General features: G+C 47.4%; 8 protein-coding genes. 4 read left to right on the forward strand and 4 right to left on the reverse strand.

All coding sequences use genetic code 11. The features are described 5' to 3' along the window. Positions 1-92 precede the first annotated feature (92 nt). The gene (gene pflB / locus DXD78_RS16900) at positions 93-2,321 is read left to right on the forward strand and encodes a formate C-acetyltransferase (protein WP_005831658.1); all 2,229 of its coding nucleotides are present in this window, start codon (positions 93-95) and stop codon (positions 2,319-2,321) included. Position 2,322: 1 nt separating this feature from the next. Further along, positions 2,323-3,048: a pyruvate formate-lyase-activating protein gene (gene pflA, locus DXD78_RS16905; protein ID WP_005831659.1), complete on the forward strand. Its 726-nt coding sequence runs from the start codon at positions 2,323-2,325 to the stop codon at positions 3,046-3,048. A 68-nt stretch (positions 3,049-3,116) separates the two neighbouring features. Here pflA and bglX read toward each other — a convergent pair whose 3' ends face one another. The 4 genes from bglX to DXD78_RS16925 form a co-directional block, all read right to left on the reverse strand. After that, on the reverse strand, positions 3,117-5,321 hold the full coding sequence (bglX, locus tag DXD78_RS16910; protein WP_005831660.1) for a beta-glucosidase BglX: 2,205 nt from the start codon (positions 5,319-5,321) through the stop codon (positions 3,117-3,119). Between the two features lie 30 nt (positions 5,322-5,351). Beyond that, complete coding sequence (locus DXD78_RS16915) at positions 5,352-7,814, reverse strand: glycoside hydrolase family 3 protein (protein WP_005832495.1); 2,463 nt, start codon at positions 7,812-7,814, stop codon at positions 5,352-5,354. Between the two features lie 176 nt (positions 7,815-7,990). Then, entirely contained in the window at positions 7,991-9,304 is a 1,314-nt protein-coding gene (locus DXD78_RS16920) for a porin family protein (RefSeq protein WP_369739474.1), read from the reverse strand. 12 nt (positions 9,305-9,316) lie between these two features. Beyond that, positions 9,317-9,865, reverse strand: a complete 549-nt coding sequence (locus DXD78_RS16925) for an RNA polymerase sigma factor (RefSeq protein ID WP_009038170.1) — start codon at positions 9,863-9,865, stop codon at positions 9,317-9,319. A 181-nt stretch (positions 9,866-10,046) separates the two neighbouring features. Between DXD78_RS16925 and DXD78_RS16930 the strand changes: the two genes are divergently transcribed. Then, positions 10,047-10,751, forward strand: a complete 705-nt coding sequence (locus DXD78_RS16930; protein WP_005832500.1) for a NigD-like protein — start codon at positions 10,047-10,049, stop codon at positions 10,749-10,751. A gap of 180 nt (positions 10,752-10,931) precedes the next feature. Continuing rightward, a complete protein-coding gene (locus DXD78_RS16935; RefSeq protein WP_009038169.1) occupies positions 10,932-14,045 on the forward strand; it encodes an ATP-binding protein in 3,114 nt (1,037 codons plus the stop codon). Positions 14,046-14,075: the final 30 nt, after the last annotated feature.

Genomic DNA, 14,075 nt, shown 5'->3' on the forward strand with positions numbered 1-14,075 from the left:
GAAGTATCTCTTATAAAATTACGGAATTTATTCAGTATTTTTGCGCGCTCTAAAGGATAACATTATCTAACCTACTAACAAAAACAAATTTTATGGAATTGAACAAAACCTTTACCAATGGGCTTTGGAATAAAGAAATCAATGTCAGTGATTTCGTCAGTAAAAACATCGCACCCTATACCGGAGATGCATCTTTCCTGCAGGGACCTACCGAACGTACCAAACGTATCTGGGACATCTGTCTGAAGGCTCTCGAAGAAGAAAGGAACAACAATGGCGTCCGTTCACTGGACAATACCACCGTATCTACCATCACTTCTCATAAAGCCGGGTATATTGATAAGGACAATGAACTTATTGTCGGTTTGCAGACTGATGAACTGTTGAAACGATCCATCAAACCTTTCGGAGGCATCAACGTGGTAGCAAAAGCATGCCGTGAAAACGGAGTGGAAGTGGACGATAAAGTAAAAGACATCTTCACCCATTACCGCAAAACACATAACGACGGCGTATTCGATGTATATACCGAAGAAATCCGTTCCTTCCGCTCACTGGGATTCCTTACCGGATTGCCCGACAACTATGCCCGCGGACGTATCATCGGCGACTACCGCCGATTGGCTCTCTACGGCATCGACCGTCTGATTGAAGCCAAGCAGGAGGACTTGCGCAACCTCACCGGCCCGATGACCGAAGCACGCATCCGTCTACGCGAAGAAGTGGCAGAACAAATCAAAGCTTTGAAGGACATCAAGGTTATGGGCGAATATTACGGACTCGACCTCAGCCATCCGGCTACATCAGCTCAAGAGGCCGTGCAATGGGTATACATGGCATATCTTGCTGCCATCAAAGAGCAGGACGGAGCAGCCATGTCACTGGGTAACGTATCTTCGTTCCTCGATATATTCATTGAATACGATCTGGCTCACGGAAAAATCAATGAGACGTTTGCACAGGAACTGATAGACCAGTTCGTCATCAAGCTGCGCATGGTACGCCATCTGCGTATGCAATCATACAATGATATCTTTGCCGGTGACCCGACTTGGGTGACCGAAGCCATCGGAGGACGCTTCAATGACGGACGCGTGAAGGTCACCAAGACTTCTTTCCGCTTTTTGCAGACGCTATACAACCTCGGTCCTTCTCCGGAACCGAACTTGACCGTATTGTGGAGTCCCGAACTGCCGGAAGGCTTCAAGGATTTCTGCGCCAAAGTTTCTGTAGATACCAGCTCCATCCAGTACGAAAACGACAACCTGATGCGTGAAGTGCGCAACTGCGACGACTACGGCATCGCCTGCTGTGTATCCTACCAAGCCATCGGCAAACAAATCCAGTTCTTCGGCGCACGTGCCAACCTTGCCAAGGCCCTGCTGCTCGCCATCAACGGTGGACGTTGCGAAAATACCGGAACTGTCATGGTGAAAGGTATTCCCGTATTGACCGGTGAGACATTGAAGTTTGAGGAAGTTATGGCCAACTACAAGAAGGTACTGACTGAAATAGCCCGTGTCTACAACGAGGCCATGAATATCATCCACTACATGCATGATAAGTATTATTATGAGAAAGCCCAGATGGCATTCATCGATACCGACCCACGCATCAATCTGGCATACGGTGTTGCCGGCCTTTCCATCGCCATAGACTCACTGTCTGCCATCAAATACGCCAAAGTCACTGCACGCCGCAACGAAATCGGCCTGACCGAAGGTTTCGACACTGAAGGTTCATTCCCCTGCTTCGGCAATAATGACGACCGTGTGGACCACCTGGGAGTAGACCTCGTTTACTATTTCAGCGAAGAACTGAAAAAGCTGCCTGTCTACAAGAATGCCCGTCCCACCCTTTCCTTGCTGACTATCACCTCCAACGTGATGTACGGCAAGAAGACCGGTGCCACTCCGGACGGACGCGCCAAAGGTGTTGCCTTTGCTCCGGGTGCCAACCCAATGCACGGACGTGACAAGAACGGTGCCATCGCTTCCTTGAGCTCCGTAGCCAAATTGCGCTACCGCGACTCGCAGGACGGCATCAGCAATACGTTCTCCATTGTTCCCAAATCACTGGGCCCGACACCGGAAGAACGTGTAGAGAACCTGGTAACCATGATGGACGGCTACTTCACCAAAGGTGCCCACCACTTGAACGTAAACGTACTGAACCGCGAAATGCTGGAAGATGCCATGGAACATCCTGAAAAGTATCCGCAACTCACCATCCGCGTTTCCGGCTATGCCGTGAACTTCGTGAAGTTGAGCCGCGAGCATCAGTTGGAAGTCATCAGCCGTTCATTCCACGAAAGAATGTAATATGATAAATGTACACTCCTACGAAAGTATGGGAACATTCGACGGGCCGGGTCTCCGGCTCGTCGTTTTCCTGCAAGGATGTCCGTTCCGTTGTCTGTATTGTGCCAATCCGGATACGATTGATGTAAAAGGAGGCACTCCCACCACTCCGGAAGAGATTCTGCAAATGGCTATCAGCCAAAAGGCATTCTTCGGGAAGAAAGGAGGTATTACTTTCTCCGGCGGTGAGCCTACCCTGCAAGCAGAAGCGCTGATTCCTCTTTTCAAGGAGCTGAAGGCGAACGGCATCCATATCTGTCTGGACAGTAACGGAGGCATCTGGAATGAAAAGGTGGAAGAGCTCTTTAGCCTGACTGACCTCGTGCTGCTGGACATCAAGCAATTCAATCCCGAACGCCACCGTACGCTGACGGGACGAAGCAACGAACAGACACTCCGCACCGCTGCCTGGCTCGAAGAACATGAACACCCCTTCTGGCTGCGCTATGTACTGGTCCCCGGTTACAGCGATTCGGAAGAAGACACCCGCCTGCTGGGTGAAAGTCTTGGCAAATACCAGCAGATACAACGGGTGGAAATACTTCCTTATCACCGTCTGGGCGTTCACAAATACGAAGCCATGGGATGGGATTACAAATTGAAAGAAGTGAAGGAAAATACTCCGGAACAACTGGAACGGGCAGAAAAACTGTTCAAAGAGTATTTCACGAATGTGATAACCAACTAAAACAGAAAAGCAAGGCTGTCCGGATATGATTCCAGACAGCCTTGCTTTTCATTTATAGGGTAAGAATCCTATTCTTTCAAGTTATAGGTAATCTGCTGTACATCATCACTACTGCCACCCACCATAAAGACGAAATCACCAGGTTCTACCATATAATTCATCTCATTGTCATAGAATCCCAGTGCATCGTCAGTTATCTGAAAAGCTACAGTTTTGCTTTCACCCACATTCAGATGAATTTTCCTGAAGCCCTTCAATTCCTTTATCGGACGCGTAACAGAGGCTACCTTATCCTGCACATACAATTGAACTACTTCCTCTCCTGCACACTTACCGGTATTAGTCACTTTTACCGACACCTCCGTATGGACGCCTGCAGCCTTGCCCGGCAGCAGTTTCAAATCAGAATATCCAAAATCCGTGTACGAAAGCCCATATCCGAAAGGATAGGCAGGCTCAGTGGAAGCATCGATATAAGATGCCTTATAGGTCTGTTTCAATGCGGTAGGGCGGCCGGTGCTCTTATTCTGATAATAAATGGGAATCTGTCCTACGTGTGCAGGAAATGTCATGGGCAATTTAGCCGAAGGATTATACTCTCCCCACAACACATTGCATATGGCATTGCCGGCCTCACTTCCCAGCCACCAAGTACACAGTACCGCATCAGCATGTTCCCTTATCTCATTGAAGATTACCGGACGCCCACACATGACAAGAGCAATGACAGGTTTTCCAGTCTTTGCCAGTTCCGACACCAGTTTCTGCTGCCCCTCGGGTATGGCTATATTCACTTTGGAAGCCTTCTCGCCACTCTGACCGAATCTCTCGCCTACCGCCACAACAATGACATCCGAAGCCTCAGCAGCCTGTAATGCTTCCTGCAATCCGGTCAACTGATTGCTCTTCATATCATAGCCTTCAGCATAGCTCACCTCCAGTCCTTTCCGGACCAATGCATCATATAAGGTCACCACTTTGTTCCGGTCCGTAGTGGCAGCCCAAGCACCTGCCATATCGTACTGGGATTTTGAGAGTCCTCCTATCAAGGCTATCTTCCTCGTCTGTGCCGTCAACGGAAGCACAGATTCCCTATTCTCCAGCAATACAACGGAACGCTCGGCCATACGGAGCGAAGCATTACGGACTTCGGGCGCATTGAGTATTCTGGCCGCTCTTTCCGGATTACAGTAGCGAAAAGGGTCCTCAAACAATCCCAACTCATATTTCTTCTCCAATATACGCCGTACTGCATCATCAAGCACACTCTCCTTTACTTTCCCTTCTTGAACAAGCTCCTTCAGATAAGTCAAGTAGCAGGTACTTACCATCTCCATGTCCAGACCAGCATTCAGCGCTTTGGCTGCGGCATCTTTCTTGTCAACAGCATAACGGTGGTTCACCAATTCCTCTACCGAATTATAATCGGACACAACAAATCCCTTAAATCCCCACTGCTCTCTCAATAGCCGGTTGAGCAAGAAATCATTGGCAGTACAAGGAATATTATTAAAATCATTGAAAGCACTCATCACGGTAGCTGCTCCTACCTTTATGGCCGCCTTATAGGGAGGCATATAAAAATTGGCAAAGTGGCCCATTGACATATCCACACTATTATACTCCTTTCCTGCTATCGGTGCACCATATCCGGCAAAATGTTTCATACATGCCATGACAGTCGTCGTGTCTGCCAAATCGTCTCCTTGCAAGCCTCTGACACGCGCCTCCGCTACCCGAGAACCATAATAAGGGTCCTCACCGGCCCCTTCCATGACGCGTCCCCAACGTGCGTCCCACGAAATATCCACCATCGGGGCAAAAACCCAGTTCAAACCATCGGCGGCACTTTCCAAAGCATTGTAGCGTGCAGCTTCCTCAATCATGGCCAAATCGAAACTTGCAGCCTCGGCAAGCGGAAGCGGAAATCCGGTACGATAGCCGTGGATAACATCCAGTCCGAAAATTAAAGGAATGCGCAAACGCGATTGCAAAGCAAGCTCTTGATAACGGCGTATATCCTTTACTCCTATCACATTCAGCATAGAGCCTATTCTGCCTTGCCGGACATACTCTTCTTTAGGAATATTTCCACCGTCGGGTCCGGTAAAATTCCCTCGGTAGGTGCATTGTGCAAGCTGGCCTATCTTTTCATCCAGCGTCATCTGCTTCATCAAGCTTGAGATGAATTTCTCCTTCTCCGTAGTTTGTGCCGAGGTAAAGGTGTTACCAAGTCCCCACAGACAAACCATCAGTATTATTATCTTTTTCATACTGCCATTCTTGTTTTGATATTTATTTTATCATAAAACAACAGTTGCCTTCAATGGTAAATCAGCTGAAGAAGGACCTGCCAGAATCTCAAAAGTCCCCTTTTCCACTACAAACCGATGTGATTCCACATCATAGTAGGCAAAGGCTTCCTCATCCAGCAATATCCGAACGCGCTTGGTTTCACCCTTCTTCAAGTAAACCTTATCGTAGCCTTTCAACTCCTTCAATGGACGCGGAACAGAACATTCCACATCCCGCACATATACCTGAGCCGCTTCCGCAGCATCCATCTTTCCGGTATTCTTGATGTCAAAGCTTACCGTAACCCGGCTTCCCCCCGTCTTCTCAACACTCAGATTACTATATTCAAAACTACTGTATGACAGTCCATACCCGAAAGGATAGAGCGGCTGCTTTCCGTTCCGGTCATATCCCCTATAACCTACGAAAACACCTTCGGCATACTGCACCCGTTTATGAGGTACATTGCGATTGTCATAATAATTACCATATACCGGATTATCTTCCCATTTTTCCTCGATGCTGACTGGTAGTTTGCCACTTGGCGAAAGCTTGCCCGTAATGATTTCGGCAAGGGCCTTTCCACCCTCCTGCCCCGGATACCATGCCATCAAAATAGCTTGTACACTCTGCCCCCAATTGCGGAAATCTATTCCACCTCCGGCATTCACCACCACAGCCACATTATCATGAAGTGAAGCCACTTTATTAATGAGATATTCCTGCCCGTATGACAATGCAAACGGACGGTCGAACCCTTCACCTTCTGTACTGCTGTTGAACCCGGCACATACAATAACATTCCTGGCATGCTTCAGTGAAGAGGCCAAACGCTCCTCATCCATCATTCCTGCCTGGAAACTGACAGTCGCCTCACCCACATTATCAAAATATTCAATACGCAACCGGTATATCTCCCCTGCACTGACCTGCATAAATGCACTGCGGGTACTGAATGAATGGTTCCCCCAATCTCCGGTAATCAGCTTATCGTTTACAAACAGACGGTATCCGTCATCGCCAGCCAGCTGGAACTTGACAGTTCCATCCTTGTCAGCCTTGTAAACTCCCGTCCAACGGGCAGAAAACTGATCTACCGGCATGCCGTCGAACGGTGCACCGTATTTCCAGGCATGGTCTATGGCAGGCTCTATGGCAGCTTGAAAGAGTTCTCCGGTAAGATTACGAGTATTATAATATTCGCCCTTAAAACCGTTTTGCGTAAAACTGCCATCCGTATAAATCTGTTGGGACATATCCTTATAAAGAATGCTGTCAGACAGCAGCTCTATCTGTCTGCCGCCCTTCAACTGAACCATACCGTCATAGAGTGACACTACCGAATAAGGGGTGACAAATCCGCTTCCTCCTCCTGTGGGAATAATATCGGCATTAGGCCCGATTACCAATGTTCTACCGTTCCGGTAAGGCAACGTACCGTTATCATTTTTCAATAAGACTACTCCTTCTCTCGCCAAGTCAAGTGCAATTTCCTTAGACTGTGCATTGTCTTTATCGATAGATTTATCTTCTCTCGGAGTATCAAGTGCTCCAAAAGCAATCAATGTCTGGAGTATATGCCGGACTTTGGCGTCAATGGTCTCTTCCTTCACGATACCATTCTCTATTGCCGGAATAAGAATTTCCCTGGTCATGAATTTACCGACGGGCATTTCCAAATCCAACCCTCCATTAGCGGCTCCCACACCGGAATATACAGATGTCCAGTCAGACATCAGGATACCTTTAAATCCCCACTGCTTGCGTAATACATCAATGTTCAGCCAGCTGTTTTCGGTGGCATGTACCCCGTTCAGCGGATTATAGCTATCCATGACCGCCCCTACTCCTGCTTCCTGCACAGCTTTTCGGAACGCGGGAAAATAAATTTCCTGCAGCGTGCGTTCATCCACATCTGAGCTGGCATGATGTCTGCTCCACTCCTGGTTATTGGCCGCAAAATGCTTCACCGTAGCCATAACTCCCTCTTCCTGCACTCCCAAGATATATTCTTTAGCAGTTTCGCCCGTCAAATAAGGGTCTTCACCAAAATACTCATAGTTTCGCCCGCATAGAGGAGAGCGGTAGATATTGACTCCAGGCCCCAACAGAATACTTACCCCACGGGCCTTTGCATCCCGGGCCAAACCATGTCCCAGCTCTCTAGCCAACTTACGGTTCCATGTCGAAGCCGACAAGATGCCACAAGGATACAAGGTACTTTGAGTATTGTTACGTATGCCTTGCGGACCATCGGCCATCCTGATTTCGGGTATGCCAAGCCGGGGTACAGCCCGGATATAAAAAGATTTGGGACCGGAAATGTAATCGATTTTTTCTTCCAGCGTCATTTGAGAAACCAACTCCCTGGCACGCTGCTCCACCTGGGGAGTAATACACACTTGTGCTTTTGCCGTGATTGCACAACAAAGCAATAGCCCGCTTAAGGCTACTTTCTTTTTAATCTTCATTTTGTCTATTTTACTACGTGTTTGTTATATTGCCGGGCATGTCCCGACCTACTTTCTTTCTTCTCAATCAATAAAAAACCGTGTCCCTTCATCCACCAACGAAGAAACACGGCCGAAAGTTATTAAGAAAATTCTGAATCTACAAGAAAGTGGACAAAAACATGTCTGTCCTGCTATCAATAAGTAAGACGTATACCGGCCTGCAACGTAAAGTTACACGGGTTCTCCTTGCGTATAGTCTGTATCGACGAACCGTCATCAAAGAAATAAGATACTCCCGGTTCCACATACAGGCCCACCCTATTGCTTATGTTATACTGGGCACCGACAGCACCCATGACAGAAAGCTGTACCGGTTTCACAGTCTCACTCTCAGTACCAATCTTGCCATACACACATTTTTCAATGGCACCCCCCGCCGAAACGTACATCGTAAAGTTCTTTGCATCCACAAAGTTCCAGTTGGCCCGTACCGGAATGCCAATATAATGCAGCTTCTGGCTTATCTTTTCCGAGCTGCCCTCATACCTTACGTCAGAAGCAAGATAGGTATACGTCAGCCCGCTTTCCACAGAGAAACCCTTCGCCAAGTTTTTCCGCACCGAAACACCGAAACTGAGCGGTTGTTTATGGTCTATATCCGCAATTTTCTTTTCGCGTCTTTGCAGATAGGGCATACCATCCTTAAAAACCAGTTCCTGCCCGTCGGGAATAGTAACAATGCCATTGGCCGTAGAGGATAAATCTACGTTACCGCCATAAATAGGACTTCCAGGCATGTAGTCCGACATCACATTCGCTTCCCCTTCATTCGCCAATGAAAAACCTCCCGTATTTCCTACGGACAAGCCAACCGCCCATCCTTTAGCATCCCTACCAGAACTGTTTTTTTCCGGAAGATGCAGTTTGTCCCGGCCTGACGGACGATAGCGGTCTTCCCTTGTCTCCGGTTCCTCGGTCTGCATTGTAGTTTCATGGTCCGTATCTTCCACTACCGGTTCTTCCGCCTGCTGTCCAATACCGACAACCTCATCTGCAGTTTCAACCGGCAGCATTTCCTCCTGCTGTTCTTCGCCAACCGATATTCTGATATGTTGTGCAACCAAAGGGTGACTTGCCTCCTTATTGGGCGCCGATGCATTTCCATGTGCCCGATAAGCAGGCTCTATGGAATTAGTCCGTATGGCAGGTACTGTCTGTTCCGGCAAGACGTCCGGAGCCACAGCCAAAGCGGGCACTGACGTATGCCGCATTTCATTCCCTACCGGACTCTGCAACAGCCACAGACTGACGGACGAAACCGCCACCAGCAACACAGCTGCCGCGGCCACCGCCCAGCGACGGAAAGGTATCATCCTATGCGGTCCGGTTATCGGAGCTCCGGAAACGGACAATTCCTTCTCCAACCGCTCCCATCCGGCAACCGGCAGCGGTTCGGAATAGTCTTCCAGCTTGTCCTTTATCTTTTTCAACCACAATTCATCTTCCATACGTTCCTTCATTTAATCATTTCTTTTCATCCACTCACGTACTTTTGCCGCTAAAGTCGCTTTAGCACGCGTCAACTGCGAGGCAGAGGATTTTTCATTAATTCCCAATAGTCGAGCAATCTCCTTATGGGATTTCTCTTCAAAAATATATAAGTTGAATACGGTACGATAGCCGGCAGGCAATTCACTGATAAACTGCATCAGTACCTTTTGAGGAATGACATCTATTGACGAACCTTCCGGTTCCTCATAAGCTTCGGGTGCATTCTCCAAGGCCGATGACTGATTCATCACATCATTTTTCCGCAAATACTGCAACACCGTATTCACCATTACGCGTTCCATCCATGCCCGCAGAGAACCCTCTCCCCGCCAAGTGAACTTATCGAAAGAATCAAAAAGTTTCAGAAAACCGTCATGCATCAGGTCTTGGGCAGTCTCCTGGTCACCTGCATAACGGAGGCATACGCTGAGCATGCGTCCCGCATAGCGCTCATACAGTTCTTTGCGGGCAAGATTGTCTCCTTGCCTACAGCGTTCTGCCAATTCCTGTTCTTCCATTCTCTCTTTTAACACGTGTTTACCCTATAAATGCAATCGGCGCAAAAATACTGCATCAGGCAGAGAAGAAAATCATACTTTCATTTCTTTAACAGTATACTACGCAGTATTTAGCTTTTCACCGCATTTTTTGAATACAAAAATAAGTTTTAAACAGAAAAAGAGCTAAAACCTACCACTTATGAAGAAACTGAGAATGACATTGGCAGCATCCATGCTTTTATTCCTGACTGCCATTGTATTGCAATCATGCCTGGACGATTGGGATGACAAATATGACACTTTGTTCGCCGTAGGTACGGTAAAGGTCATCGAAGGAAAAGACTACTATTTCTCACTGGACGAAGGCAGTAAACTATATCCCAGTGACACAACCTATGTTCACGACTATGCCGTAATAGACGGCCAGAGGGCTTTCATCTACTTCCGCGAACTGGAAGAGAAACTTCCAGGCTACGAATATAATGCCCAAATAAAGCACATCGAAAACATTCTGACCAAAGACATCTACTCCATGCCTGCCGAAAAGGCAGACAGTATCGGAGACGACAACATCAACGCCACGGATTTATGGATTACGGGCGAGTATCTGAACATCAAATATCAATTCTACCACAGCAACAACGAAGATAAGAAGCACATGCTGAACCTGGTCATCAATGAAGCATCCACCGGCGAAAACGACAAACCGGATTACGTCAATCTCGAATTCCGCCACAATGCCTACAATGACAGCCAGCTCACGCTGGGCACCGGACTGGCCTCCTTCAAGCTGGACAATATAGCGGAACAACTGAAAGAGAAAAAAGGGCTGAACATCCGTGTCAAAAGTCTATATGACGGTGAACGGTTCATGACCATAGACATTAAAAAAGAAAACAACTAAATCTCCTGAAAACACATCTTTCAACATCTCAATGAGAAGCGGAGTGACATTTCAATATGTTGCTCCGCTTTATTTTTCCATATCCCGCTTAAATTCATCTTTTTCTTTGTCTATCCACCGGGAAACCCCTACATTTGTAAGAATTTTCACAATAGCAAACATTAAAACGGTCCAAAGGATATGAAATACATACTGGGAACAGTAATTGCAATACTCTGCTCGTTCACCTGCACAGACACCCTATATGGAAAATCTCCCGCAACAGACGTCGACGATATTCTGATAATCAACACTTATACAGAAGCCAATCCCTGGAGTAATGATTTCATCACCTCCATTGTGAACATGGCATCACAGAACAGCCACATCGGAGTATACACCGCACACATGAAAATGCTGACACTTGACGAGGAAAATAAACTGAAGACATTCAAAGAGAGCTTGTTCAAGAGTTACAAGAACCCTAAACTTATCGTGCTTATCGGATGCGGAAGTTTCATCATGTGCGATGAACTGAACCGGCAGTGGCCCGATATCCCCATGATATTATGTGGTGAGAGGGATTATACCGGTCCTAAGGAAACAATGATACGCGAGCACGCCCTGCCCCGCACAGAGCGTATTCCCATCAGTGACCTACAGAAGAAGTACAATCTGACCTTAATGCAATCCAGTGTATACCTGAACGAGAACCTGCAACTCATGAAGCAACTCATCCCCAAAATGGATAAGGTCATGTATATAGGGGATGAAACATACATCTGCCAGCAGAACGACTATGACTTGTCCGAGATTATCCGTGAAAAGTATCCGGAGTTGGATTACCAGTTCCTTAGTGCGAAGGACATCCGAACGGACAGCCTTTTCAATATACTGAACCACGTGAATCCCCATACTACCGGAGTCATCTTTTCATCCTGGCTGTACAAGAGCTCTCCCCATGACAATATCATGAGGAGTAATTCCCACCGGGTCATCTCTACCGCCCCCATCCCTTTGTTTTCGCTAAGGGCCATCGGTATTGAAGAAGAAGGGGGGATTGTAGGCGGCTACATTTACAACAAAGAGAAATATAATGCCCGGCTACTGGAAACCATCCACAAGATATTGGATGGTACCCCGGCACGCAACATCCCGTTATACTATCCCGACGACGGAGCCCCCGTATTCAACTATAAATCCCTTCTGCAGCGTGACCTGAATCCGAAGCTATGCCCCAAGGGTACCATATTCTACAACATGCCTCCCACCTTCTGGGAGAAGTACGAATATGTCATTATCAGTATCACTGCCGCAATCATAACTCTGCTGTTCTTTTTCCAATATCTCCGCCTACAGTCACTGAGTAGAATCAAAAGATTACAGCAGCAACAACTGGACAGCAATCTCAAATACCGAAATCTGATAAACAACATGCCCATCCTATACATGTATGAGAAACTTATAAAAGATGAAAAAGGGCGCATTACTGACACCTTATATATAGATGTCAACAATTTCTTCGAAGACAGATTTATCATGCGCAAAGAGGCTGTCGGCAAGCGGGGAAGCGAATTATTTCCCGAATCCATGAACGAGTTCCTCCATTTCATGAATATCGCATTGAAGGAGAAACGTTCCGTAACTTTCCCCTATTATTACAAGAAGATAGACACTTTCTACGACATTGTAGTCAAGGCAAGCGACAATGGCGAATACATGCACGTCTTCTGCGTTGACAGCACCGAGTTGCACCACACCCAAATACAGTTGAGGTCGACAAACCGGAAACTTTCCATGGCACTCGACGTTGCCAACATCGTACCATGGAAATGGAACCTCCGGACACACACCATACTCTGCGATGTCAACAAGCCGATAGAGCTCAGCAATAATGCCGGTATCATGGACGATGAACAGCTGTCCGTACCCGACAGCCAGTATTTCTCCAAAATACACAAGGAAGACCTGGAAAAAGTGAAACAAGCCTATACAGACCTGATTGAGGGACGTATCCAGAAAGTCAAGGAGGAATACCGCGTCATCAATCATGCCGACGGACACAAACACTTCGACTGGGTGGAGGCCCAGGCCGCCGTAGAAACCTACGACGAGAACAATAAGCCGCTGACCCTGGTGGGCTCTTCGCTGGTTATCACCGAACGGAAAAAGATGGAGACGGAACTGGTTTCCGCCAAGAACCGTGCGGAAGAGTCGAATAAACTGAAATCCGCATTCCTCGCCAACATGAGCCATGAAATCCGTACGCCGCTCAATGCCATTGTGGGATTCTCCGGAATATTGGCTTCCACCGAAGAGGAGGAAGAAAAACAAGAATACGTCAGCATCATTGAGAACAACAATACTTTGCTGCTGCAACTCATCAGTGACATTCTGGACTTGTCAAAGATAGAAGCAGGCACAATGGAATTCATTGATACGGATTTTGAATTGAACAAAGTGATGAGAGAGCTGGAAAGTTTGCTCTGCCTGAAGCTATCGCCCGAAAAGAATGTCACCCTCTCCTTTGAGCCCGGACTGCCCGAATGCCACATTCATTCCGAGCGTAACCGCTTGTCTCAACTCGTCATCAATCTGGTGACCAATGCCATCAAGTTTACCCAAGAAGGCAGTATCCGTTTTGGCTACAAGCTGCAAGACGACAAGATGCTTTATTTCTACGTATCCGATACGGGATGCGGTATCCCCGAAGACAAACAAGAGAGCATATTCGGCCGCTTTGTCAAGCTCAACAATTTTGCCCAAGGCACCGGACTGGGATTATCCATCTGCCAGATGTTGGTACAGCACATGGGAGGCAATATCGGACTGACTTCCAAGCCCGGCGAAGGCTCTACCTTCTGGTTCACCCTCCCCTATGTGCCGACAAGCCGCATCTGGCAGGCAGAAAGCAAGACCGAACCTATAAAAGTAAAAAAGCAGAAAATCACCGTCTTGGTTGCCGAAGACCATGACAGCAACTTCCGGTTGATTGAGTCCATCCTACGAAAAGACTACAATCTGATACATGCATGGAATGGGCAGGAAGCCGTGAGTATGTTCAGGGAATACGACCCGCAGCTTATTTTGATGGACATCAACATGCCGGTGATGAATGGTTACGAAGCGACCAGGGAAATACGCAAATACTCTACACAAGTCCCCATCATAGCCGTCACCGCATTTGCCTATGCTTCTGATGAACAGCAGGTCATGGAAAACGGCTTCGACGCATATATGGCTAAACCTATCAATGCCAATCAGCTGAGGACACAAATATCAGCTATACTGAAGCAGCATATTATCTTTATGTAAAAAACATCCGGACGGAAGAAGCATGCCAAC

Source organism: Bacteroides sp. D20 (assembly GCF_003436255.1).
In the GTDB taxonomy this organism is placed as follows: Bacteria; Bacteroidota; Bacteroidia; order Bacteroidales; family Bacteroidaceae; genus Bacteroides; species Bacteroides uniformis.

What these genes read in the sequence shown, in the direction of transcription:
- pflB (WP_005831658.1), top strand. Translation starts at nt 93, where the DNA reads ATGGAATTGAACAAAACCTTTACCAATGGGCTTTGGAATAAAGAAATC.
- pflA (WP_005831659.1), top strand. Translation starts at nt 2,323, where the DNA reads ATGATAAATGTACACTCCTACGAAAGTATGGGAACATTCGACGGGCCG.
- bglX (WP_005831660.1), bottom strand. Translation starts at nt 5,321, where the DNA reads ATGAAAAAGATAATAATACTGATGGTTTGTCTGTGGGGACTTGGTAAC.
- DXD78_RS16915 (WP_005832495.1), bottom strand. Translation starts at nt 7,814, where the DNA reads ATGAAGATTAAAAAGAAAGTAGCCTTAAGCGGGCTATTGCTTTGTTGT.
- DXD78_RS16920 (WP_369739474.1), bottom strand. Translation starts at nt 9,304, where the DNA reads ATGGAAGATGAATTGTGGTTGAAAAAGATAAAGGACAAGCTGGAAGAC.
- DXD78_RS16925 (WP_009038170.1), bottom strand. Translation starts at nt 9,865, where the DNA reads ATGGAAGAACAGGAATTGGCAGAACGCTGTAGGCAAGGAGACAATCTT.
- DXD78_RS16930 (WP_005832500.1), top strand. Translation starts at nt 10,047, where the DNA reads ATGAAGAAACTGAGAATGACATTGGCAGCATCCATGCTTTTATTCCTG.
- DXD78_RS16935 (WP_009038169.1), top strand. Translation starts at nt 10,932, where the DNA reads ATGAAATACATACTGGGAACAGTAATTGCAATACTCTGCTCGTTCACC.